Source organism: Pseudomonas sp. GD04019, from assembly GCF_029837695.1.
Taxonomy (GTDB): domain Bacteria; phylum Pseudomonadota; class Gammaproteobacteria; order Pseudomonadales; family Pseudomonadaceae; genus Aquipseudomonas.
Genome location: NZ_JAOEEA010000007.1, coordinates 194,534 through 216,979, shown reverse-complemented (window position 1 = coordinate 216,979; position 22,446 = coordinate 194,534). Strand labels below are relative to the sequence as shown.

Sequence of the window (22,446 nt, the reverse complement as noted above, 5' to 3'; positions counted from 1 at the left end):
GCGGCACTCCGGATGACTCTTGGCCGGCCCAATCGCGGCCAAGGCCGCTCCCACAAGCTCCCTACTCTTCTACCGGCAACCCCTGCCAGCCGCCACCCAGCGCCGCGACCAGCTGCACGCTGGCGGTCAGGCGGCTGCCTTGCAGGGTCAGGCGGGTGCGTTCGTTGGACAGCGCGGTGGTCTGCACGCTGACCACATCGGTGAACTCGACGGTGCCGGCGCGGTACTGGTTGAGCATCAGGCGCAGCGATTCGCGGGCGGCGTCCAGCGCCTCCTGCTGCACCACCGCCTCGCGCTCCAGCACGGCCAGCTGCACCAGGTAATCCTCCACTTCGCGGAAGCTGTCCAGCACCGTCTGCCGGTAGTCGGCCACGGTCTGGTCGTAGCTGGCCTCGGCCTGTTCGACCTGCGAACGGATCAGGCCACCGTCGAACAGGTTGAGGGCGAAGGACGGACCGATGGACCAGAAGCGGTTGGGCGAGCTGATCCAGTTGTCCAGGCCGCCGCTGCGATAGCCGCCAGTAGCGCTCAGGCTCAGCTCCGGGTAGTAGGCGGCCTTGGCCACGCCGATCTCGGCGTTGGCGGCCATCACCCGTCGCTCGGCGGCAGCCACGTCCGGGCGGCGCTCCAGCAGGGTCGACGGCAGGCTGACCGGTACGCTCGGCAGCGCAGGTACTTCCTCGCGCACCGCCAGTTCGAACTCGGAAGGCGCCACGCCGATCAGCACGGCAATGGCGTGCTCCAGCTGGGCGCGCTGGTATTCCAGGTCAACCGCCTCGGCCTCGGTGCTCTTGAGCTGGGTCAGCGCCTGGGTCACGTCGGACTTCGGCACGATGCCGGCCTTGTACTGGTTCTCGGCGATGCGGAAGGCCTGCTTGTAGGCGGCGACGGTTTCGTTCAGCAGGCGCTGCTGCTGATCCAGCACCCGCAGTTGCAGGTAGTTCTGCACCAGTTCGGACTGCTGGCTGAGACGCACGGCGGCCAGGTCGGCCTCGCTGGCATCCAGCCCGGCATTTTCCGACTCCAGCTGGCGGCGCAGCTTGCCCCACAGGTCCAGCTCCCAGCTCACGCCGAGGCTGGCCTCGTAGCTCTTGGACACGGTCGAGGCGTTGGCGCCGCTGACGCTGACCCCACCGGTGGTGCCGATGGTGCTGTCGCCTCCGCCCTGGCCGGCGCGGGTCACGCCGGTATTGAGCCCGACGCTGGGGAAGAAGCCGGCCCGCGCGCCACGCACCAGTGCCCGCGCCTGGCGGTACTTGGCCTCGGCACTGGCCAGGTTCTGGTTGTCGGCGTTGAGGCGTTCGATCAGGCCATCCAGCTCGGCGTCGCCATACAGTTTCCACCAATCTCCACGCAGCTCGGTGTCGGCCGGTGCGGCGGACTTCCAGCCGGCGGCCTGCTTGAACTCGGCCGAGGGCGCGCTCTGCGGACGCAGATAATCCGGGCCGACGGCGCAACCAGCCATGGCCAGGGCAGCGAACAGGAAGGAAATGCGGGGCAATGTGGACTTCATAACGGAGTTTCCAGGGCGGCGTCAGTGCGCACGCCACGCCAGCGGTTGACCCGATGGCGCAGACGGTCGAGGTACAGGTAGACCACCGGGGTGGTGTAGAGGGTGAGCAGCTGGCTGAGAATCAGCCCGCCGACGATGGCCAGGCCCAGCGGCTGGCGCATCTCGGCGCCTTCGGCCTGGCCCAGCAGCAACGGCAGCGCGCCGAGCATGGCGGCCAGGGTGGTCATCATGATCGGCCGGAAGCGCAGCACGCAGGCGCGGCGGATCGACTCCTGCGGGCTCAGGTGTTCGTTGCGCTCCAGCTCCAGGGCCAGGTCGATCATCAGGATGGCGTTCTTCTTCACCACGCCGATCAGCAGGAACAGGCCGAGCAGCGACATCATGCTGAACTGGCTGCCGGTCAGCAGGATCGCCGCCAGTGCACCGACCCCCGCCGAGGGCAGCGTGGAGAGGATGGTCAGCGGGTGGATGTAGCTCTCGTAAAGGATGCCGAGGACGATGTACACCACCAGCAGGGCGATCAGCAGCATCACCGGCTGGCCCTGGGCCTCCTTCTCGAACTGGCCACCGGTGCCGCCGAGCGTGCCCTGCACCTCGGTGGGCAGGTTGAGTTCGGCCACGGCCCGGCGGATCGCCGCGTTGGCCTGGTCCTGGGTCACGTCCGGCGCCAGGGTGTAGCCGATGCTCTCGGCGGCGAACTGGCCCTGGTGGTTGACCCGGTCCTCCTCCAGGCTGCGCTCCCAGCGGGCGAAGCCGGACAACGGCACGCGCTGGCCATCGGCGCTGATCACCTGGATCTGGTCCAGCGCCTCCGGGTACTGGGCGTATTTCTGGTCGATCTCCATCACCACGCTGTACTGGTTGAGCGTTTCGTAGATGGTGGAAATCTGCCGCTGGCTGAAGGCGTTGTTCAGCACGCTGGTGATCATCGCCATATCCACGCCCAGGCGCTGGGCCGTGGTGCGGTCCACCACCAGATTGATCTGCTGGGCGCCCTCGCCCTCGTTGGCGTCGATATCGGTCAGCTCCGGCAGCTTGGCCAGGGCGTCGCGCACCTTGGGCAGCCACTCCTTGAGTAGCGAGATCTCGCTGGCCAGCAGCACGTACTCGTTTTCCGAGCTGCGGCCCTGGCGGCCGCCAAACTGCAGGTCCTGGTCGGACATCAGCATCAGCCGCGCGCCGGGCACCTTGGGCAGGTTGTCGCGCAGGCGATCCATCACCTCGCGCGCCGAGATGTCGCGCTCGGCGATGGGCTTCAGGCGCACCACCAGGAAGGCGTTGTTGATGCCACTCTCGCCGCCGATAAAGCCGGCCACGCTGTGGATCGCCGGGTCCTTGAGGAGGCCGTCGCGGAAGGCGTCCATCTTCGGCTGCATGACCTGGAACGACAGGCCGTCGTCGCCACGCACGAAGCCGATCAGCTGGCCGGTGTCCTGCTCGGGCACCAGGTTCTTCGGCACCGTGGCGAACAGGTAGAAATTGCCGAAGATGGTCAGCAGCAAAATGAACAGGGTCAGCCGCGAATGCGCCAGCGCCCATTCCAGGCTGCGCCCGTAGAAGGCCAGCACGCGCTCCTGCACCCGCGCGCCGATCTGCTGCAGACGGCCCGGCTCGCGCTCTTCCTCCTCGGCCTTGAGCCAGCGCGCGCAGAGCATGGGCGTGAGGGTCAGCGACACCGCCAGGGAGATGAGGATGGCCGCCGTCAGGGACACGGCGAACTCGCGGAACAGGCTACCGACGATGCCGCCCATGAACAGGATGGAGAGGAACACCGCGACCAGCGACAGGTTCATCGACAGCAGGGTGAAGCCCACTTCCTGGGAGCCCTTGAAGGCCGCCGCCATGGGTTTCTCGCCAGCCTCGATATGCCGCGAGATGTTTTCCAGCACGACGATGGCGTCGTCCACCACCAGGCCGGTGGAGATGATCAGCGCCATCAGCGACAGGTTGTTCAGCGAGAAGTCCAGCAGGTACATCACCGCGAAGGTGCCAACCAACGACACCGGTACTGCCAGCGCCGGAATCAACGAGGCGCGCCAACGGCCGAGGAACAGGAACACCACCAGAATCACCAGGCCCACGGCGATCAGCAGCGTGCGCTCGGCTTCGTGCAGGCTGGCGCGGATCACCGGCGAGCGATCCATCGCCACTTCCAGCTTGGCGCTGGCCGGCATCACGGCCTCCAGGGCCGGAAGGTCGCGGCGAATATCCTCGATGGTCTGGATGATGTTGGCGCCCGGCTGGCGGTTGACCACCAGCAGCACGGCCTTCTCGTCGTTGTAGAAGCCGGAGTTGTAGCGGTTCTCCACCGAATCGCGGACCTTGGCCACATCGCTAAGGCGCACCGGGGCGTTGTTCTCGTAGCGGATGATCAGGTCCTGGTACTCGGCCGCCTTGTGCATCTGATCGTTGGCCTGGATCTGCCAGTGGCGGTCGGCGTCGGCCAGGTCGCCCTTGGGCCGGTCGCGGTTGGCCTCGGCGATGGCGTTGCGCACCTCGTCCAGGGCCACGCCGTACTGGTCCAGCAGGCGCGGCTCCAGCTCGACCCGCACCGCCGGCAGCGAACTGCCGCCGATCTCGATCTTGCCCACGCCCTGCACCTGCGACAGCTTCTGCGCGATCACGGTGGAAGCCATGTCGTACAGCTGGCTCTTGTCCAGCTGCGGCGAGGTCAACGACAGCACCATGATCGGCGCCTGCGACGGGTTGAACTTCTCGTAGGTCGGCATGGTGCGCATGCCGCTGGGTAGCAGGTTGCGCGAGGCATTGATCGCCGCCTGTACCTCGCGAGCGGCGGCGTCCACGTTTCGGCCGATCTCGAACAGGATGATGATCCGCGTGTTGCCCTGGGCGCTGCGGCTGGTCATCTCGCTGATGCCCGCAATGCTGCCCAGCGCCCGCTCCAGCGGCGTGGCGACGCTGGAAGCCATGGTCTGCGGGCTGGCGCCCGGCAGATTGGCGCTGATGACGATGGCCGGGAAATCCATGTTCGGCAGCGGCGCCACCGACAGCAGACGGAAGCTGACCAGCCCGGCGAGGATGATCGCCAGACTCAGCAGCAGGGTCGCTACCGGCCGGCGGATAAAGGGCGCGGAGAGGTTCACTGTCCTTCTCCCCTCGGGAGAAGGTGGCCCGAAGGGCCGGATGAGGGACGAGCGGCCGATAGCACCCTCTTCCAAAGGGAGAGGGAGTTATCCGTGCAGACGGGAAAATTCACGCCGGCACCCCAGACGCGCTACGGCCCAGCAGGCGCCGCGACAGGCGATCGAAGGCCAGGTAGATCACCGGGGTGGTGAACAGCGTCAGCACCTGGCTCAGCAGCAAGCCACCGACCATCACCAGGCCCAGCGGCTGGCGCAGCTCGGCGCCGGAGCCCGAGGCCAGCATCAGCGGGATGGCGCCAAACAGCGCAGCCAGGGTGGTCATCAGAATCGGCCGGAAGCGCAGCAGCGCGGCCTGGTAGATGGCCTCCTGCGGTGCCATGCCCTGGTTGCGCTCCGCCTCCAGGGCGAAGTCGATCATCATGATCGCGTTCTTCTTGACGATGCCGATCAGCAGGATGATGCCGATGATGGCGATCAGACCCAGGTCATTGCCGGTCAGCAGCAACGCCAGCAGCGCGCCGACGCCGGCCGAGGGCAACGTCGACAGAATCGTTATGGGGTGGATATAGCTCTCGTAGAGCACGCCCAGCACGATGTACATGGTGACGATGGCCGCCAGGATCAGCAGCAGAGTCGACGACAGCGAGGCGCGGAAAGCCTCGGAGGCGCCCTGGAACTGGGTCTGGATGCCGGCCGGCATACCAATTTCCTGCTCCACTCGCTCGATCACCGCCACCGCCTCACCCAGCGACACCTCTGGCGCCAGGTTGAAGGACACGGTGACCGCCGGGAACTGGCCGATATGGTTGACCAGCAGGCTGGCCGGGCGCTCCTCGACCCGCGCCAGCGAGGCCAGCGGTACCTGGCCGCCGCTGGCGGTGGCCACATGGATGCGCTGCAGGGCCTGCGGGCCCAGCTCGCCGGCGCCCATGCTCTCCAGCACCACGCGATATTGGCTGGCCTGGGTAAAGATGGTGGAGATCTGCCGCTGGCCGAAGGCGTCGTACAGCGCATCATCGATATCGCCGACGCTCACGCCCAGGCGCGAAGCGGCATCGCGGTCGATGTTGAGGAACACCTGCAGACCCTGGTTCTGCAGGTCGCTGGCGACATCGCGCAACTCCGCCTGCTCACTCAGGGCGGCGATCAGCCTGGGCGTCCACTCGTCCAGCAGCTTGCCGTCCGGCGACTCCAGGCTGAACTGGAACTGGGTACGGCTGACCCGGTCCTCGATGGTCAGGTCCTGCACCGGCTGCAGATACAGGGCAATGCCCGGCACCTTGGCCAGCTCGGGGCGCAGGCGCTCGATCACCTCGCTGGCGGTGACATCGCGCTCGCGGTGCGGCTTGAGGTTGATCAGCAGGCGGCCGCTGTTCAGCGTCGGGTTGTCGCCGTCGACGCCGATGTAGGACGACAGGCTGGAGACGTCCGGGTCCTGCAGGATCACCGCGGCCAGGCGCTGCTGACGCTCGCTCATGGCCTTGAAGGAAATCGACTGCGGCGCCTCGGAGATGCCCTGGATCACCCCGGTGTCCTGCACCGGGAAGAAGCCCTTGGGCACGGCCAGGTAGAGGATCACGGTGAGCGCCAGGGTGCCGAGGGCCACCAGCAGGGTCAGGCCCTGGTGGCGCAGGGTCCAGGTCAGGCCCACGGCGTAGCGCGCGATCAGTCCATCGATGAAGGCGCCGGCACTCTTGTAGAAACGCCCCTGCTCTTCTTCCTTTTCGGCCTTGAGCAGGCGCGCGCACATCATTGGCGTCAGGGTCAGCGACACCACCAGGGAAATCAGTATGGCCACGGCCAGGGTGATGGCGAACTCGCGGAACAGCCGCCCAACCACATCCGCCATGAACAGCAGCGGAATCAGCACCGCGATCAGCGAGAAGGTCAGCGAGATCAGGGTGAAGCCGATCTGCCGGGCGCCCTTGAGCGCGGCGTTGAACGGTGTCTCGCCCTCCTCCAGATGGCGGGCGATGTTCTCCAGCATGACGATGGCGTCGTCCACCACGAAGCCGGTGGCGATGGTCAGGGCCATCAGCGTCAGGTTGTTGATCGAGAAGCCGGCCAGGTACATCACGCCGAAGGTGCCGATCAGCGACAGCGGCACGGCGATGGATGGGATGACGGTGGCCGAGACCTTGCGTAGGAACAGGAAGGTCACCAGCACCACCAGGCCGATGGCCAGGACCAGCTCGAACTGCACGTCCTTGACCGCTGCGCGGATGGTCTGGGTACGGTCGGTGAGCACCTGCACTTCCAGGCTCGCCGGCAGCGACGCGGTGATCTGCGGTAGCAGGCGCTGGATGCGGTCGACCACCTCGATGACGTTGGCCCCCGGCTGGCGCTGGATGGTCAGCAGCACCGTCTCGTTGCGGTCGGCCCAGGCGGCCAGGCGCTCGTTCTCGGCGCCGTCGACCACCTTGGCTACGTCACGCAGGCGCAGGGCCGCGCCGTTCTCGTACTTGAGGATCAGATCCTGGTACTCGTCGGCGGACTTGAGCTGGTCGTTGGCGTCCAGCTGCGAGACACGGGTCGGGCCGTCGAAGTTGCCCTTGGGCTGGTTGACGTTCTGCGCGGCGATCAGTGTGCGCACATCGGCCAGGTTCAGGCCATGGCTGGCCAGGGCCTCTGGGTTGACCTTGATGCGCACGGCAGGGCGCTGGCCGCCAGCCAGGCTGACCAGACCGACGCCGCTGATCTGCGCGATCTTCTGCGCCATGCGCGTGTCGATCAGGTCATGCACCTGGGTCAGCGGCAAGGTGTTGGAGCGGATCGCCAGGGTCAGCACCGGGGTATCCGCCGGGTTGACCTTGTTGTACACCGGCGGCGCCGGCAGGTCGTCGGGCAGCAGGTTGGTGGCGGCGTTGATGGCCGCCTGCACTTCCTGCTCGGCCACGTCCAGGTTGACGTCCAGGGTGAAGCGCAGGGTGATCACCGAGGCGCCGCCCGAACTGGTCGAGGACATCTGTTTCAAGCCCGGCATCTGGCCGAACTGGCGTTCCAGCGGCGCGGTCACCGCGCTGGTCATCACCTGCGGGCTGGCGCCCGGATAGAGGGTGAGCACGCGAATGGTCGGGTAGTCGACCTCCGGCAGCGCGGACACCGGCAGCAGGCGGTAGGCGATCAGACCGGTGAGGAAGATCGCCACCATCAGCAGCGTGGTGGCGACCGGCCGCAGGATGAACAGGCGTGAAACGTTCATGCGCCCTGCTTCTGTGCGGCCTTGCCTTGCGGTTGCGCCAGGGCGCCCGGCTCGTCGCCGATCACCTGCACCTGGCTACCTTCCTTGAGCTTGTCGGTGCCTTCCAGCACCAGGCGTTCGCCGACCTTGAGGCCCGAATCTATCAGGCTGGTGGCGCCGTCGCTGGCGCCGACCTTGATATCGCGCAGCTGCACCTTGTCATCGGCACCAAGGACGAAGACGAAGGTGCCGCGGGCGCCGAACTGCACGGCGGCGGACGGAATCAGCGTGGCCTGCTGGCGGGTTTCCACGCGCAGGCGCACGTTGACGAACTGGTTGGGGAACAGCTGCTCGCTGGCATTGCTGAAGCGCGCCTTGAGCTTGACGGTGCCTGTGGCCACGTCGATCTGGTTGTCCAGGCTGTGCAGCTCGCCTTCGGCCAGCAACTGCTGCTCGCCACGGTCCCAGGCCTGTACCAGCAGCTTCTGGTTGTCGCGCACCTTGGCCAGCACCGGCGGCAGGTCCTTCTCCGGCAGGGTGAAGTTGACGGCGATCGGTTCGACCTGGGTGATCACCACCAGCGGCGTGGTGTCGCTGCTGCGCACCAGGTTGCCGAGGTCGACCTGGCGCAGGCCGAGGCGGCCGGTGATGGGCGCGCGGATACGGGTGAAGTCCAGGTTGAGGCGGGCATCGGCGACGGCGGCCTGGTTGCTCTTCACCGTGCCTTTGTACTGGCCGACCAGCGCCTGCTGGGTGTCCAGGGTCTGCTTGGCGATGCTGTCTTCGGCGTACAGGCCCTGGTAACGGGCCAGGTCGGTCTCGGCGTTCTTCAGCTGCGCCTGGTTCTGCGCCAGGGTGCCTTCGGCCTGCTGCAGCGCCACCTGGTACGGGCGCGGGTCGATCTGCGCCAGCAGGTCGCCGGCCTTGACCAGCTGACCCTCCTCGAAGAACACCTTGACCAGCTCGCCGTCCACCCGCGAGCGCACGTTGACCGTATTCAACGCGGTGACGGTGCCCAGGGCCTTGAGTTCGATGGGGAAGTCGCCGCTGCCGACCTCGGTCAGCCGCACCGGCACCGGGCCCTCCCACGGGCTGTTGCCCGCCTTCTTCTGTTCCGGCTTGCCGGGCAGCAGCCACCACACCAGTACGGCGCCGAGCAGCACGGCCAGGGCGATCAGCCAGCGACGGGAGAGTTTAGGAAAACGACGGGATTCGGGCATGGTGCGAGATCACTATCCTGGGGAGGGTGAACGATAAGTACTCCCAGCAGCCAGGCAAAGGGTCTTTACCGCCTTTTTACCCTTCTTAGACGTAACAAGAAGTTGGAAATTTAGAAACGACAACGGCCTGCAGCTGGCAGGCCGTCGTGCGATACGCGGAAATTACTTCAGTGCAGCGATGGCGGCGGCATAGTTCGGCTCATCGGCGATCTCGCCGACCAGCTCGCTGTGCAGCACCTTGCCCTGCTCGTCCAGCACCACCACGGCGCGGGCGGAAACACCGGCCAGCGGACCGTTGGCGATGGCCACACCGTAGTCCTTGAGGAACTCGGCGCCACGCATGGTGGACAGGTTGACCACGTTGTCCAGGCCTTCGGCACCGCAGAAGCGCGCCTGGGCGAACGGCAGGTCGGCGGAGATGCACAGCACCACGGTATTGGGCAGCGCGCTGGCCTCGGCGTTGAATTTGCGCACGGAGGTGGCGCAGGTCGGGGTATCGATGCTCGGGAAGATGTTCAGCACCTTGCGCTTGCCGGCCAGGCTGGCCAGGGTCACGTCGGAGAGGTCCTTGGCCACCAGGCTGAATGCCGGGGCCTGCTGACCGGCTTGCGGCAGCTGGCCGTCGACCTGGATAGGGTTGCCCTTGAGGGTTACTTGAGCCATTGCGAGTCCTTCTTTGGTTGAGTTGCATACGGTCTAGCGAGCTAGAGCCAGGCTAGGCCTTGGCGGCCCCGCGTAAAGGGCCGAGGGCGCAGAGTTTACTGAATAGTAAATGAGCACCCGCGGCCCTTTTCCAACGACGCATGGCCGACGCGCAGCAGACCGTCAGGCGCTTGCCTGCTGCGCCGGCTGGGGATTGGGGTGGAAGAATACATGCTCGCGGATCGGTCCGACCGCCACTTCGCCGATTTCTTCGTACCCCTGGCGCTTGTAGAACTCCAGGTAGTGCGGGTTGCCGGTATCCAGCACCACGCCTTGCGAGCCGGCATCCTCGGCGCACCACTCATGCAGCGCGGCGAGCAGTTGCTCGCCCAGACGCTGCCCCTGGAACTGCGGGTGCACGCCGAGCAGCGGCAGCACGTGGTATGGCCCTGGTGGCAGGCAGGCGAGCACCGCATCGTGGTATTCCAGATAGCGCTTGGTGCAGCGGAAGCCGGTGGTCATCAACATGCGCAGGCGCCAGCCCCAGCTTTCGGTGATGCCCAGCCGGCGGATCGGCGGCGCGATCAGGGCGATGCCCACCAGGCGTTCCTCGATCAACAGGCCGATGGCCGGCAGCTCCTCGGCGAAATGCTGATGTACCAGCTCGCGCACCGTGGCCCGCACGCGCTGGTCGAAGCCTGGGCGCTCGCTCTCGAACAGGTAGGCGAAGGTCGGGTCATGGCGGTAGGCGTGGTACAGCAACGAGCGGGCCTCGCGGCTGTAGCCATGATCGAGCAGGCGGACTTCGGCGGTACGGTGGGGCATCAGGCTGACCTCTTGTTGAGAGTTTCTTGTTGTTATGCATCCGACGGGTCGCCAGCCAAGGTAGCACCGCCGCCCTACCCTCGCCAGACGCTGGCCGCCGCGCGGGAGCTGGGCTAGCATCGCGGTTTTCCCTGCCGGTAGCCCTTCATGAAGATCGTTTCCTTCAATATCAACGGCCTGCGCGCCCGCCCGCACCAGCTGCAGGCGCTGATCGAGAAACACCAGCCGGACGTGATCGGCCTGCAGGAAACCAAGGTCGCCGATGATCAGTTCCCGGCTGACGAGATCCGCCAGCTCGGCTACCACGTGCACTACCACGGCCAGAAGGGCCATTACGGCGTGGCCCTGCTCTCGCGCCAGGCGCCGCTGGAACTGCACAAGGGCTTCCCCAACGATGGTGAGGAGTCCCAGCGCCGCTTCATCTATGGCACCTTCGCCGACCAGCACGGCAACCCGGTGACCGTGATGAACGGCTACTTCCCCCAAGGCGAGAGCCGCGACCACCCGGTGAAATTCCCGGCCAAGCAGCGCTTCTATGCCGACCTGCAGCAATTGCTGGTGGAGCGCTTCGACCCGAGCCAGGCGCTGGTGGTGATGGGCGACATCAATATCTCCCCGGAAGACAGCGACATCGGCATCGGCGAAGCCAACCGCCTGCGCTGGCTGAAGACCGGCAAGTGCAGCTTCCTGCCGGAAGAGCGCGAATGGCTGGCCACCCTCAAGGGCTGGGGCCTGACGGACAGCTTCCGCCACCTCAACCCGGCGGTGAACGATCGCTTCAGCTGGTTCGACTACCGCAGCCGCGGCTTCGAGGACGAGCCCAAGCGCGGCCTGCGCATCGACGTGATCCTGGCCACCGCCGCGCTGCAGGCGCGCTTCAAGGACGGCGGCATCGACTACGACCTGCGCGGCATGGAGAAGCCATCCGACCACGCGCCGATCTGGCTGGAACTGAGCTGATTCGCAGCGCCCGAACCAGGCCACCCGCAAGGTGGCCTTTTTTATGCCAAGCCCGCATTCCAGAGCGGCGCACTGTAACCTGACTGCAACTTAACCGACTTATTCTGCGCGCACTTTCCCAGCCCCCTAGAAGGTGTCTGCTACATGTCGCGCGCCCTGCCAGTCAGTGATCGGCACAACCTCGGCCATGTTTACGCATGGCTGTTCCTCGGTTTCATCTGCTACGCCCTGCCCTGGTCGGTGTTCGCCGCTGACAGCACCACCCTAATGCGCATCCAGGGTTCCAACACCATCGGCGCCAAGCTCGGCCCGGCCCTGGTCAGCGGCCTTTACGAGAGCCAGGGCTTTGCCAACGTGCGTATCGAGAAAGGCGCGGAGAACGAGCAGCGCGTGCTGGCCGAGGACAAGCTGGGCCGTACCCTGCAGGTGAACGTGGCGGCCCATGGTTCGGGCACCGGCTTCGTCGCCCTGCAGGATGGTAGCGCCGACCTGGCCGCCTCCTCGCGGCCGATCAAGGATGCCGAGGCCGGGACGCTGCAGGCACTTGGCGATATGCGCGGCGGCAGTGCCGAACAGGTGATCGCCATCGATGGCCTGGCCATCATCGTCCATCCCGGCAACCCGGTCAGCGCGCTCACCACCGAGCAGCTGGCCGCCGTGTTCGCCGGCGAGATCAAGGACTGGAGTGCCCTGGGCGGCAATCCCGGGGCGATCCGGCTGTACGCCCGCGACGACAAGTCGGGCACCTTCGATACCTTCAAGGAGCTGGTCCTGGCCGCCCATGGCAAGAGCCTGGGTGGCGCGGCCAAACGCTTCGAGTCCAGCGACCAGCTGTCCGACGGCGTCAGCCAGGACGCCGGCGGCATCGGCTTCATCGGCCTGCCGTACGTGCGCCAGAGCAAGCCCCTGGCGATCGCCGATGGCCAGTCGCAACCGATGCTGCCGAGCACCACGCTGATCGCCACCGAAGACTATCCGCTGTCGCGTCGGCTGTTCCTGTACAACCCGCCCGGCACCACCAACGAGTGGGTGCAGTCGCTGGTGCAATTCGCCCATAGCCCGGCCGGTCAGGCCATCGTGGCCAAGACCGGCTTCATCCCGCAGACCGTACAGGCGGTCAAGGTCGAGGCCTCGGCGCAGATGCCGGCGGACTACCGCAAGCTGGCCGACGAGGCCCAGCGCCTGTCGGTCAACTTCCGCTTCCAGGAAGGCAGCGCCGAGCTGGACAACAAGGCCCAGCGCGATATCGCCCGGCTGCTGGACTACCTCAAGGCCAACGACAAGATGCGCCAGAAGGTGGTGCTGGTCGGCTTCGGCGACGCCAAGAGCGATCCGCAGCGCGCCGCCCTGCTGTCCAAGCTGCGCGCCATGGCCGTGCGCCGCGGCCTGTCCAAGGGCGGCGTGATCTTCCGCGAAATCACCGGCCTCGGCGAGCAGATGCCGGTGGCGACCAACAGCGCTGACGACGGACGCCTGAAGAACCGTCGCGTCGAGGTGTGGGTATATTGAAGGGCCGGGGTTAGGCATAGCAAAGCTCGTCTGCCTCACCCGCCCTACGGGCACCATCTCCCGCACGTAGAGAAAACATTCAGGCACCTTCGCCGAGTTGCTGCCCCTGGCGACTGAACTAGCCTTGTCCCTGACGGCTGCATACGCAGCCTTCAGTGACGCCGGGCCCCTCTGGCGGCGAACCCTCGCCGCGATGTCGGAGTCACTGTCTGACTGACAGCGACGGAGGGGCCGATGAGCCAGCTACTCGAATTCCTCAATACCCCCATGCTCGGCACCGCCACCTGGCTGTGGCTGAGTTTCCTCGGCATCGTCATCGCCCTGCTGGTGCTGGACCTGGGTATCCTCCATCGCGACCAGCACGAGATCGAGATGCGCGAAAGCCTGCTGCTGTACAGCGGCTATTTCAGTGTCGGGGTGCTGTTCGGCCTGTGGGTCTGGTACGAGCTGGGCTCGCAGAGCGCGCTGGAGTTCTACACCGGCTTCCTGGTCGAGCAGTCGCTGTCGATGGACAACGTGTTCGTCATGGCGATGATCTTCGGCTTCTTCGGCATTCCCCGGCGCTACCAGCACCGGGTGCTGTTCTGGGGCATCATCGGGGTCATCGTGCTGCGGGCGATCATGATCGGCCTGGGCACGGCGCTGGTGCAGGAGTTCGACTGGATCCTCTACATCTTCGGCGCCTTCCTGCTGTTCACCGGGGTGAAGATGATGTTCAGCCGCGAGGAGCAGCATCCCGACCTGTCGCAGAACCCCATGCTGTGTTTCCTGCGACGGCATATGCGGGTCACCGACGAGCTGCATGGCGGGCACTTCTTCATCCGCAAGCGCCCGGACGGCGCCAGCCAGCACCTGCTCTACGCCACGCCACTGTTCCTCGCCCTGGTGCTGATCGAGCTGGCCGACCTGGTGTTCGCCGTGGACAGCGTGCCGGCGGTGTTCGCCATCACCCAGGACCCGTTCATCGTCTACACCTCGAACATCTTCGCCATCCTCGGCCTGCGCTCGCTGTACTTCGCCCTGGCGGCGCTGATGCACCGCTTCGTCTACCTCAAGTACGCCCTGGCGCTGGTGCTGATCTTCATCGGCGGCAAGATCTTCCTGCACGGCTTTATCGGCAAGATTCCCGCCCTGCTCTCGCTCGGCGTAACCTTTGGACTGTTGGCCGGCGGTGTGCTGCTGTCGCTGCTGAAGACCCGCAACCAGGAGACCGGGCCCTGATGCCTGATGTGCGTATCGAGCTGCGTGAAAGCAAAGGCCGCACCCTGTGGCTGGTGTGCCTGGGGCGCAGGACCCTGACCTTCCATGAGGAACTGGCGGCGCGCACCTTCGCCGCCCAGTTGCACCAGCGCTTCAGCTGGTTGCGCCAGCAGGCACGCGACGACAACGGCAAGGAAGGTTGAATAGCGAGGCCCGCGAAAGGCGGTTGCTCCCCTCTCCCGTTCACGGGAGAGGGACCGGGGGAGAGGGTGTGCTGGCAGCCCCCTTCCCTGTCCCTCTCCCCGAGGGGAGAGGGAATAGGCCGCCGTAGCCCGGATGCAATCCGGGACACAGGCGACTCCGCCCCGGATTGCATCCGGGCTACAGAAACGACGAGGCCCGCAGATGCGGGCCTCGTGCATTGCAGCCGGAATCAGCGGCTGGCTTTCATCGCCTCACGCGGCACGTACTTGCCCACCTCGAACTTGCCGATGGCGGCGCGGTGCACTTCGTCCGGGCCATCGGCCAGGCGCAGGGTGCGCTGCATGGCGTAGAAGTAGGCCAGCGGGGTGTCGTTGGAGACACCGGCACCGCCGTGGATCTGGATGGCGCGGTCGATCACGTTGAGCGCGACGTTGGGCGCCACCACCTTGATCTGGGCGATCTCGCTCTGCGCCACCTTGTTGCCCACGGTATCCATCATGTACGCGGCATTCAGGGTCAGCAGGCGGGCCTGGTTGATCTCGATGCGCGAGTTGGCGATGTGGTCGATGTTGCCACCCAGACGGGCCAGCGGCTTGCCGAAGGCGGTGCGGCTGACGGCGCGTTTGCACATCAGTTCCAGCGCACGTTCGGCCATGCCGATGGAGCGCATGCAGTGGTGGATGCGGCCCGGGCCGAGGCGACCCTGGGCGATCTCGAAGCCGCGACCTTCGCCCAGCAGCACGTTCTCATAGGGCACGCGCACGTTCTCGAACACCACTTCGGCGTGGCCGTGCGGGGCGTCGTCGTAACCGAATACCGGCAGCGGACGGAGGATCTTCACGCCGGGGGTGTCGCTCGGCACCAGGATCATCGAGTGCTGCTGATGGCGCGGCGCGTCCGGGTTGGTCAGGCCCATGAAGATCATGATCTTGCAGCGCGGGTCGCAGGCACCGGAGGTCCACCACTTGCGGCCGTTGATCACCCACTCGTCGCCGTCACGCACGGCGTTGGCCTGCATGTTGGTGGCGTCAGAGGAAGCCACGCCCGGTTCGGTCATGGCAAAGGCGGAACGGATTTCGCCGGACAGCAGCGGCTCCAGCCACTGCTTCTTCTGCGCCTCGGTGGCGTAGCGCACCAGGGTCTCCATGTTGCCGGTGTCCGGCGCGGAGCAGTTGAAAGGCTCGGAGCCCATCAGCGAGCGGCCCATGATCTCGGCCAGCGGTGCGTATTCCATGTTGGTCAGACCGGCGCCGTACTCGGATTCCGGCAGGAACAGGTTCCACAGTCCCTCGGCCTTGGCCTTGGCCTTGAGCTCTTCCATGATCGCGGTCGGCTGCCAGCGGTCGCCTTCGTTGACCTGCTGCTCGAACACGGCTTCGTTCGGGTAGACGTGGGCTTCCATGAACGCGGTAACGCGCTCACGCAGTTCCTGGACCTTGGGGGAGTAGGCGAAATCCATGGGGACACCTTGTGGTTGGCTTCGATGTGGAATGATGCTAGAACAGCACCCACGATTTATCTAAGCTATTTTCCTGCCTTATCAACATTCATAAGCAATATGTGATGAGGCTTGTTTCCATGGAGAAGACCATGAATTTGAACAAGGTAGACCTCAACCTCTTCATCGTCTTCGATGCCATCTATACCGAGGCCAACCTGACCCGTGCCGGGCAGATCGTCGGCATCACCCAGCCCGCCGTGTCCAACGCCCTGGCCCGCCTGCGCGAGACCTTCAACGACCCGCTGTTCGTGCGCACCGCCCAGGGCATGGTGCCCACACCGATGGCGCAGAACATCATCGGCCCGGTGCGCAACGCCCTGCAGCTGCTGCGCGTATCGGTGCAGGAAAGCCGCACCTTCGACGCCAAGCAGGCGAACAAGACCTATCGCATCAGCATGACCGACCTGTCCGAGCAGATCCTGCTGCCGGCGCTGTTCCAGCGCCTGCGCCGCCTAGCCCCGGCGGTGCAGATCGAGAGCTTCCAGTCCAAGCGCCGCGAGACCACCAAGGAACTGGCCGCCGGCCGCCTGGACTTCGCCGTGGACGCGGTACTCAACACCGACCCGCAGGTGCGCCATGTCAAGCTGATGGAAGACCGCTACGTCTGCGCCCTGCGCCCCGGCCATGCGCTGGCCAAGGACAAGATCAGCCTGGACGAATACCTGTCGCTGACCCATATCCAGATCTCCAGCCGTCGCAGCGGCCTCGGCTACATCGATCTGTCGCTGGGCAAGATGGGCCTGCAACGCAAGGTGGCCCTGCGCTCGCAGCATTACCTGATGGCTTCCACCGTGCTGCACAACACCGACATGGCGATGACAGTGCCGGAGCGCTTCGCCCGTCGCCACAACCTTCATTACGTGGAGCTGCCGGTGAGTGATGTACCGGCCCTGGAAACCCACCTGTACTGGCATGAGAGCACCGACCAGGACCCGGCCAACCGCTGGATGCGCGAGCAGCTGATCGAGCTGGCCCAGCAGATCGGCGTCCAGGAGAAGAAGGCCGCCGAACAGGCCTGAGACCTAGCTCCCTCTCCCCCTGGGAGAGGGCTGGGGTGAGGGTGCGATAGACGACTCGGAGTGGCCTGGAAGACCCTCACCCTACGCGGGCCGCCCCGCCCCTCTCCCAAAGGAGAGGGGAAAACCGCAACCCGCCTACAAGCTGCGCGCAATCACCATGCGCTGCACGTCGCTGGTGCCTTCGTAGATCTGGCACACGCGCACATCGCGATAGATGCGTTCCACCGGGAAGTCCTTGAGGTAGCCGTATCCGCCCAGGGTCTGGATCGCCGCCGAGCAGACCTTCTCCGCCATCTCCGAGGCGAACAGCTTGGCCATCGAGGCTTCGGTCAGACACGGTTGCCCGGCCTCACGCAGGCATGCGGCGTGATGCACCATCTGCCGCGCCACGGCGATCTGCGTGGCCATGTCGGCCAGGCGGAATGCCACGGCCTGGTGCTCGATAATCGGCTTGCCGAAGGTCTTGCGCTCGTGGGCATAGTCGCGCGCCGCCTCGAATGTGGCGCGGGCCATGCCCACCGCCTGACTGGCAATGCCGATGCGCCCGCCTTCCAGGTTGCTCAGGGCGATGCGATAGCCCTCGCCCTCCTCACCCAAACGCAGCGACGCCGGAATGCGCACCTCGTCGAGCTGGATCTGGCAGGTGTCCGAGGCGTGCTGGCCGAGCTTGTCCTCGACCCGCACCACCGAATAGCCGGGGGTATCGGTCGGCACGATGAAGGCGCTGATGCCCTTCTTGCCCGCTTGCAGATCGGTCACGGCGAAGACGATCACCAGCCCGGCGTGGCTGCCAGAGGTGATGAACTGCTTGGCGCCGTTCAGTACGTAGTGGTCGCCGTCACGCCGCGCGCGGGTACGCAGGTCGCTGGCGTCCGAGCCAGCCTGCGGCTCGGTCAGGGCGAAGGCGCCGAGCATGGCGCCGCTGGCCAGCGGCTGGAGGAAGCGTTGCTTCTGCTCGTCGCTGCCGAACTTGAGAATGGGCATGCAGCCCACCGAGTTGTGCACGCTCATGATGGTGGAGCAGGCGCCGTCGCCGGCAGCGATCTCCTCCAGGGCCATGGCGTAGGCCAGGTGGCCGGTAGCGGCACCGCCCCACTCCTCCGGCACCAGCATGCCGAGGAAACCGAGGTCGGCCATCTCCTTCAGCGCTTCGGCGGGGAAGCGATGCTCGCGGTCCCAGCCGGCGGCGAAGGGTTTCAGCCGTTCCTGGGCGAACTGGCGGGCCATGTCACGGATCAGGATGTCCTGTTCGGCGGGAATCATCGGCTCACCTCACTTCGCCGCCATGCGCAGCGCACCATCCAGGCGGATGGTCTCGCCGTTGAGCATGGCGTTCTCGACTATATGACGGACCAGCGCGGCGTACTCGGCCGGGCGACCCAGGCGCGGCGGGAACGGCACGTTGGCCGCCAGGGAGTCCTGCACCTCCTGGGGCATGCCGGCCATCATCGGCGTCTCGAAAATGCCGGGCGCGATGCACATCACGCGGATGCCCGAGCGCGCCAGGTCGCGCGCCGCCGGCAGGGTCATGGCGGCCACACCGCCCTTGGACGCCGAGTACGCGCACTGCCCCATCTGCCCGTCGAAGGCAGCTACCGACGCGGTGTTGATGATCACGCCGCGCTCGCCGCCCTCGTTCTGCTCATTCCTGGCCATGGCCTCCGCGGCCAGGCGCAGCATGTTGAAGCTGCCGATCAGGTTGATCTCGATGGTGCGGCGGAAGCTGTCCAAGCCGTGGGCGCCATTGCGCCCGACGACCTTCTCGGCCGGCGCCACGCCGGCGCAATTGACCAGCCCGTGCACGGCGCCGAAGGCCTGCAGCGCATCTTCCACGGCGGCGCGGCCATCGGCCTCGCTGCTGATGTCGGCACGCAGGAAGCGCGCACGCTCGCCCAGCTCAGCGGCCGCCTTGGCGCCGGCCTCTGCGTTGATGTCCAGCAGCAGCACTCGGCCACCCTGGCCGACCAGCTCGCGCGCCGTGGCCAGGCCGAGGCCGGAGCCGCCGCCGGTGATCAGGAACACGGAATCTTCGATACGCACAAGCCAACTCCTCATCCAGCGATGAATGTCGATCGGGCGCTGCGGCCGCGGCCGGAGCCCGAGATTGACAGTCAGACTGGCACAGGTTTACGTTAACGTAAAGGTAAACGAGAGCCGGCCATGTCCATCACCTACTCCATCTCCGATCTGGCCCGCGAGCTGGACGTCACCACCCGCGCCATTCGCTTCTACGAGGAGCAGGAGATGCTGATTCCCGAGCGCCGCGGCCAGGAGCGCATCTACCGGCCCAAGGACCTGGTGACTCTCAAGCTGATCCTGCGCGGCAAGCGCATCGGTTTCTCCCTCGCCGAGTGCAAGGAACTGATCGACCTCTACGACCCCAGCAGCGGCAACCGCAAGCAGCTGGAGACCTTCATGGCCAAGATCGCCGCCCGCCGCGCTCAGCTGGAGCAGCAGCTGCTGGACATCGAACAGATGCAGCTGGAGCTAGATACGGCCGAAGAGCGCTGCCTGGCAGCACTGGCCGCCACCGAAGCCCCCGTTTCCTGATTTACAACTACAAGACACAGGTGACCCCATGAGCTACCCGACCCTCAACTTCGGTCTCGGCGAGACCATCGACATGCTGCGCGACTCGGTGCACCAGTTCGCCCAGGCCGAGCTGGCCCCGCGTGCGGCGCAGATCGACCGCGACAACGAGTTCCCCATGGACATGTGGCGCAAGTTCGGCGACATGGGCCTGCTCGGCATGACCGTGGAAGAGGAATACGGCGGCACCAACATGGGCTACCTGGCCCACGTGGTAGCGATGGAAGAGATCAGCCGCGCCAGCGCCTCGGTCGGCCTGTCCTACGGCGCCCACTCCAACCTGTGCCTGAACCAGATCCGCAAGAACGGCACCCACGAGCAGAAGGCCAAGTACCTGCCCAAGCTGTGCTCCGGCGAGCACATCGGCGCCCTGGCCATGAGCGAGCCGAATGCCGGCTCCGACGTGGTGTCGATGAAGCTGCGCGCCGAGAAACGCGGCGACCGCTACGTGCTCAACGGCAACAAGATGTGGATCACCAACGGCCCCGACGCCAACACCTACGTGATCTACGCCAAGACCGACATCAACGCCGGCTCGCGCGGCATGACCGCCTTTATCGTCGAGCGCGACTACAAGGGCTTCTCCCGCCACCAGAAGCTCGACAAGCTGGGCATGCGCGGCTCCAACACCTGCGAACTGGTGTTCGAAGACTGCGAAGTGCCGGAAGAAAACATTCTCGGCGGCGAAGGCCGTGGCGTGGCGGTGCTGATGAGCGGCCTGGACTACGAGCGCACCGTGCTCTCCGGCGGCCCCACCGGGATCATGAGCGCCTGCATGGACGTGGTGCTGCCCTACGTGCACGAGCGCCAGCAGTTCAAGCAGTCGATCGGCGAGTTCCAGCTGGTGCAGGGCAAGCTGGCCGACATGTACGCCGGCATGAACGCCTCCAAGTCCTACCTGTACACCGTGGCCAAGGCCTGCGACCGCGGCGAGGAATCGCGCAAGGACGCCGCGGCGGTGATCCTCTACACCGCCGAAATGGCCACCAAGATGGCGCTGGACACCATCCAGCTGCTCGGCGGCAACGGCTACACCAACGAATACCCGGCCGGCCGCCTGCTGCGCGACGCCAAGCTGTACGAGATCGGCGCCGGCACCAGCGAGATCCGCCGCATGCTGATCGGCCGCGAGCTGTACAACGAAACGAAATAATCCTTCTCCCCCTGGGAGAAGGTGCCCGAAGGGCGGATGAGGGAGCGCTGACCAGCACCCTCACCCCAGCCCTCTCCCAGAGGGAGAGGGAGCAAAAGCATACGAGGCATACATGGCCATCCTGCATACCCAGATCAACACCCGTTCGCCGGAGTTCGCTGCCAACCAGGCGGCCATGCTCACCCAGGTCAACGACCTGCGCGCCCTGCTCGCCCGCGTCCACGAGGGCGGCGGCGCCAAGGCCCAGGAACGCCACACCTCGCGCGGCAAGCTGCTGCCGCGCGAGCGCATCAACCGCCTGCTGGACATCGGCTCGCCCTTCCTCGAAGTCGGCCAGCTGGCCGCCCATGAGGTGTACGGCGAGGACGTACCGGCCGCCGGCGTGGTCGCCGGCATCGGCCGGGTGGAAGGCGTCGAGTGCATGATCATCGCCAACGACGCCACGGTGAAAGGCGGCAGCTACTACCCGCTGACCGTGAAGAAGCACCTGCGCGCCCAGACCATCGCCCAGCAGAACCGCCTGCCGTGCATCTACTTGGTGGACTCCGGCGGCGCCAACCTGCCACGCCAGGAAGAAGTGTTCCCCGACCGCGAGCACTTCGGCCGGATCTTCTTCAACCAGGCCAACATGAGCGCCCAGGGCATCCCGCAGATTGCCGTTGTGATGGGTTCCTGCACCGCCGGCGGCGCCTATGTGCCGGCGATGAGCGACGAGACCATCATGGTGCGCAACCAGGCCACCATCTTCCTGGCCGGCCCGCCCCTGGTGAAGGCCGCCACCGGCGAGGTGGTGACCTCCGAGGAGCTGGGCGGCGCTGATGTGCACTGCAAGACCTCCGGCGTGGCCGACCACTATGCCGATGACGACGAGCATGCCCTGGCCATCGCCCGCCGCTGCATCGCCAACCTCAACTGGCGCAAGCTCGGCCAGCTGCAGGTCCGCGCCCCGCTCGCTCCGCTGCACGGCAGTGATGAGCTGTACGGGGTGATTCCGGCCGATGCCAAGCAGCCGTTCGATGTTCGCGAGGTGATTTCCCGTGTGGTCGACGGCAGCGAGTTCGATGAATTCAAGGCGCTGTTCGGCACCACCCTGGTGTGCGGCTTCGCCCATATCCACGGCTATCCGGTAGCGATCCTGGCGAACAACGGCATCCTCTTCGCCGAAGCCGCGCAGAAAGGCGCGCACTTCATCGAACTGGCCTGCCAGCGCGGCATCCCGCTGCTGTTCCTGCAGAACATCACCGGCTTCATGGTCGGCAAGAAGTACGAAGAAGGCGGCATCGCCAAGCATGGCGCCAAGCTGGTCACCGCCGTGGCCTGCGCCAAGGTGCCGAAGTTCACCGTGATCATCGGCGGCAGCTTCGGCGCCGGTAACTACGGCATGTGCGGCCGCGCCTACGACCCGCGCTTCCTGTGGATGTGGCCCAACGCGCGGATCGGCGTGATGGGCGCCGAGCAGGCTGCCGGCGTGCTGGTGCAGGTCAAGCGCGAACAAGCCGCCCGCGCCGGACAGCCGTTCAGCGACGAGGAAGAGGCGCGCATCAAGCAGCCCATCGTCGCCCAGTACGAACAGCAGGCCCACGCCTACTACTCCAGCGCCCGCCTGTGGGACGACGGCGTGATCGACCCGGCGCAGACCCGCGACGTGCTCGGCCTGGCTCTGTCCGCCAGCCTCAATGCGCCCATCGAGCCGACCCAGTTCGGCGTGTTCCGGATGTAAGGCTTTTGACTCCCCTCTCCCTCTGGGAGAGGGGCCGGGGGTGAGGGATGCCATGTGCAACTCGCCCACTACCCTCACCCCAACCCTCTCCCGGCGGGGAGGGAGC

The 22,446-nt window shown here is 66.1% G+C and carries 17 protein-coding genes; 8 read left to right on the top strand and 9 right to left on the bottom strand.

The features are described from left to right. Positions 1 to 61: 61 nt before the first annotated feature. The 6 genes from N7607_RS13270 to N7607_RS13245 all read right to left on the bottom strand — a co-directional run bounded on the left by N7607_RS13270 (position 62) and on the right by N7607_RS13245 (position 10,485). The gene (locus tag N7607_RS13270) at positions 62 to 1,513 is read right to left on the bottom strand and encodes an efflux transporter outer membrane subunit (protein WP_279865253.1); all 1,452 of its coding nucleotides are present in this window, start codon (positions 1,511 to 1,513) and stop codon (positions 62 to 64) included. Beyond that, positions 1,510 to 4,617, bottom strand: coding sequence for an efflux RND transporter permease subunit (locus tag N7607_RS13265; RefSeq protein WP_279865254.1), 3,108 nt, complete (start codon positions 4,615 to 4,617; stop codon positions 1,510 to 1,512). Before N7607_RS13265 ends, N7607_RS13270 begins: the two co-directional genes overlap by 4 nt. Positions 4,618 to 4,726: 109 nt before the next feature. After that, positions 4,727 to 7,819: an MdtB/MuxB family multidrug efflux RND transporter permease subunit gene (locus N7607_RS13260; RefSeq protein WP_279865255.1), complete on the bottom strand. Its 3,093-nt coding sequence runs from the start codon at positions 7,817 to 7,819 to the stop codon at positions 4,727 to 4,729. Then, positions 7,816 to 9,018, bottom strand: coding sequence for an MdtA/MuxA family multidrug efflux RND transporter periplasmic adaptor subunit (locus N7607_RS13255; protein WP_279865256.1), 1,203 nt, complete (start codon positions 9,016 to 9,018; stop codon positions 7,816 to 7,818). Before N7607_RS13255 ends, N7607_RS13260 begins: the two co-directional genes overlap by 4 nt. 162 nt (positions 9,019 to 9,180) lie before the next feature. Beyond that, positions 9,181 to 9,681 carry a thiol peroxidase gene (gene tpx / locus N7607_RS13250; RefSeq protein ID WP_279865257.1) on the bottom strand — a complete coding sequence of 167 codons (501 nt, stop codon included), beginning with the start codon at positions 9,679 to 9,681 and terminating at the stop codon, positions 9,181 to 9,183. Positions 9,682 to 9,843: 162 nt separating this feature from the next. Further along, positions 9,844 to 10,485, bottom strand: a complete 642-nt coding sequence (locus tag N7607_RS13245; RefSeq protein WP_279865258.1) for a GNAT family N-acetyltransferase — start codon at positions 10,483 to 10,485, stop codon at positions 9,844 to 9,846. Positions 10,486 to 10,632: 147 nt separating this feature from the next. Between N7607_RS13245 and xthA the strand changes: the two genes are divergently transcribed. The 4 genes from xthA to N7607_RS13225 all read left to right on the top strand — a co-directional run bounded on the left by xthA (position 10,633) and on the right by N7607_RS13225 (position 14,357). Further along, positions 10,633 to 11,445, top strand: a complete 813-nt coding sequence (gene xthA / locus N7607_RS13240) for an exodeoxyribonuclease III (protein WP_279865259.1) — start codon at positions 10,633 to 10,635, stop codon at positions 11,443 to 11,445. Positions 11,446 to 11,589: 144 nt separating this feature from the next. Continuing rightward, positions 11,590 to 12,954: a substrate-binding domain-containing protein gene (locus tag N7607_RS13235; RefSeq protein WP_279865260.1), complete on the top strand. Its 1,365-nt coding sequence runs from the start codon at positions 11,590 to 11,592 to the stop codon at positions 12,952 to 12,954. Between the two features lie 234 nt (positions 12,955 to 13,188). Continuing rightward, positions 13,189 to 14,175 (top strand): TerC family protein, encoded by a 987-nt coding sequence (locus N7607_RS13230; RefSeq protein WP_279865261.1) that lies wholly within the window; start codon positions 13,189 to 13,191, stop codon positions 14,173 to 14,175. Further along, positions 14,175 to 14,357: a hypothetical protein gene (locus N7607_RS13225; protein WP_279865262.1), complete on the top strand. Its 183-nt coding sequence runs from the start codon at positions 14,175 to 14,177 to the stop codon at positions 14,355 to 14,357. Before N7607_RS13230 ends, N7607_RS13225 begins: the two co-directional genes overlap by 1 nt. A 230-nt stretch (positions 14,358 to 14,587) precedes the next feature. Here the strand turns inward: N7607_RS13225 and N7607_RS13220 are convergent, their stop codons facing one another. Next, positions 14,588 to 15,817: an acyl-CoA dehydrogenase gene (locus N7607_RS13220; protein WP_279865264.1), complete on the bottom strand. Its 1,230-nt coding sequence runs from the start codon at positions 15,815 to 15,817 to the stop codon at positions 14,588 to 14,590. A gap of 131 nt (positions 15,818 to 15,948) precedes the next feature. Here N7607_RS13220 and N7607_RS13215 point away from each other — a divergent pair, with 131 nt between their 5' ends. Further along, entirely contained in the window at positions 15,949 to 16,878 is a 930-nt protein-coding gene (locus N7607_RS13215; protein WP_137973243.1) for a LysR family transcriptional regulator, read from the top strand. A gap of 135 nt (positions 16,879 to 17,013) precedes the next feature. Here the strand turns inward: N7607_RS13215 and N7607_RS13210 are convergent, their stop codons facing one another. Together N7607_RS13210 and N7607_RS13205 are read right to left on the bottom strand one after the other, a co-directional pair. Continuing rightward, positions 17,014 to 18,141, bottom strand: a complete 1,128-nt coding sequence (locus N7607_RS13210) for an acyl-CoA dehydrogenase family protein (protein ID WP_279924025.1) — start codon at positions 18,139 to 18,141, stop codon at positions 17,014 to 17,016. A 9-nt stretch (positions 18,142 to 18,150) separates the two neighbouring features. Next, complete coding sequence (locus N7607_RS13205) at positions 18,151 to 18,918, bottom strand: 3-hydroxyacyl-CoA dehydrogenase (protein ID WP_279865269.1); 768 nt, start codon at positions 18,916 to 18,918, stop codon at positions 18,151 to 18,153. A 120-nt stretch (positions 18,919 to 19,038) separates the two neighbouring features. Between N7607_RS13205 and N7607_RS13200 the strand changes: the two genes are divergently transcribed. The 3 genes from N7607_RS13200 (at position 19,039) to N7607_RS13190 (ending at position 22,340) form a co-directional block, all read left to right on the top strand. Next, a complete protein-coding gene (locus N7607_RS13200; RefSeq protein ID WP_279865270.1) occupies positions 19,039 to 19,428 on the top strand; it encodes a MerR family DNA-binding transcriptional regulator in 390 nt (129 codons plus the stop codon). A gap of 28 nt (positions 19,429 to 19,456) precedes the next feature. Beyond that, positions 19,457 to 20,620 carry an isovaleryl-CoA dehydrogenase gene (locus N7607_RS13195; RefSeq protein WP_279865271.1) on the top strand — a complete coding sequence of 388 codons (1,164 nt, stop codon included), beginning with the start codon at positions 19,457 to 19,459 and terminating at the stop codon, positions 20,618 to 20,620. A gap of 112 nt (positions 20,621 to 20,732) precedes the next feature. Continuing rightward, positions 20,733 to 22,340, top strand: a complete 1,608-nt coding sequence (locus N7607_RS13190; protein WP_279865272.1) for a carboxyl transferase domain-containing protein — start codon at positions 20,733 to 20,735, stop codon at positions 22,338 to 22,340. The last annotated feature ends 106 nt before the right edge of the window (positions 22,341 to 22,446 follow it).

What these genes read in the sequence shown, in the direction of transcription:
- N7607_RS13270 (WP_279865253.1), bottom strand. Translation starts at nt 1,513, where the DNA reads ATGAAGTCCACATTGCCCCGCATTTCCTTCCTGTTCGCTGCCCTGGCC.
- N7607_RS13260 (WP_279865255.1), bottom strand. Translation starts at nt 7,819, where the DNA reads ATGAACGTTTCACGCCTGTTCATCCTGCGGCCGGTCGCCACCACGCTG.
- N7607_RS13255 (WP_279865256.1), bottom strand. Translation starts at nt 9,018, where the DNA reads ATGCCCGAATCCCGTCGTTTTCCTAAACTCTCCCGTCGCTGGCTGATC.
- tpx (WP_279865257.1), bottom strand. Translation starts at nt 9,681, where the DNA reads ATGGCTCAAGTAACCCTCAAGGGCAACCCTATCCAGGTCGACGGCCAG.
- N7607_RS13245 (WP_279865258.1), bottom strand. Translation starts at nt 10,485, where the DNA reads ATGCCCCACCGTACCGCCGAAGTCCGCCTGCTCGATCATGGCTACAGC.
- xthA (WP_279865259.1), top strand. Translation starts at nt 10,633, where the DNA reads ATGAAGATCGTTTCCTTCAATATCAACGGCCTGCGCGCCCGCCCGCAC.
- N7607_RS13235 (WP_279865260.1), top strand. Translation starts at nt 11,590, where the DNA reads ATGTCGCGCGCCCTGCCAGTCAGTGATCGGCACAACCTCGGCCATGTT.
- N7607_RS13230 (WP_279865261.1), top strand. Translation starts at nt 13,189, where the DNA reads ATGAGCCAGCTACTCGAATTCCTCAATACCCCCATGCTCGGCACCGCC.
- N7607_RS13225 (WP_279865262.1), top strand. Translation starts at nt 14,175, where the DNA reads ATGCCTGATGTGCGTATCGAGCTGCGTGAAAGCAAAGGCCGCACCCTG.
- N7607_RS13220 (WP_279865264.1), bottom strand. Translation starts at nt 15,817, where the DNA reads ATGGATTTCGCCTACTCCCCCAAGGTCCAGGAACTGCGTGAGCGCGTT.
- N7607_RS13215 (WP_137973243.1), top strand. Translation starts at nt 15,949, where the DNA reads ATGAATTTGAACAAGGTAGACCTCAACCTCTTCATCGTCTTCGATGCC.
- N7607_RS13210 (WP_279924025.1), bottom strand. Translation starts at nt 18,141, where the DNA reads ATGATTCCCGCCGAACAGGACATCCTGATCCGTGACATGGCCCGCCAG.
- N7607_RS13200 (WP_279865270.1), top strand. Translation starts at nt 19,039, where the DNA reads ATGTCCATCACCTACTCCATCTCCGATCTGGCCCGCGAGCTGGACGTC.
- N7607_RS13195 (WP_279865271.1), top strand. Translation starts at nt 19,457, where the DNA reads ATGAGCTACCCGACCCTCAACTTCGGTCTCGGCGAGACCATCGACATG.
- N7607_RS13190 (WP_279865272.1), top strand. Translation starts at nt 20,733, where the DNA reads ATGGCCATCCTGCATACCCAGATCAACACCCGTTCGCCGGAGTTCGCT.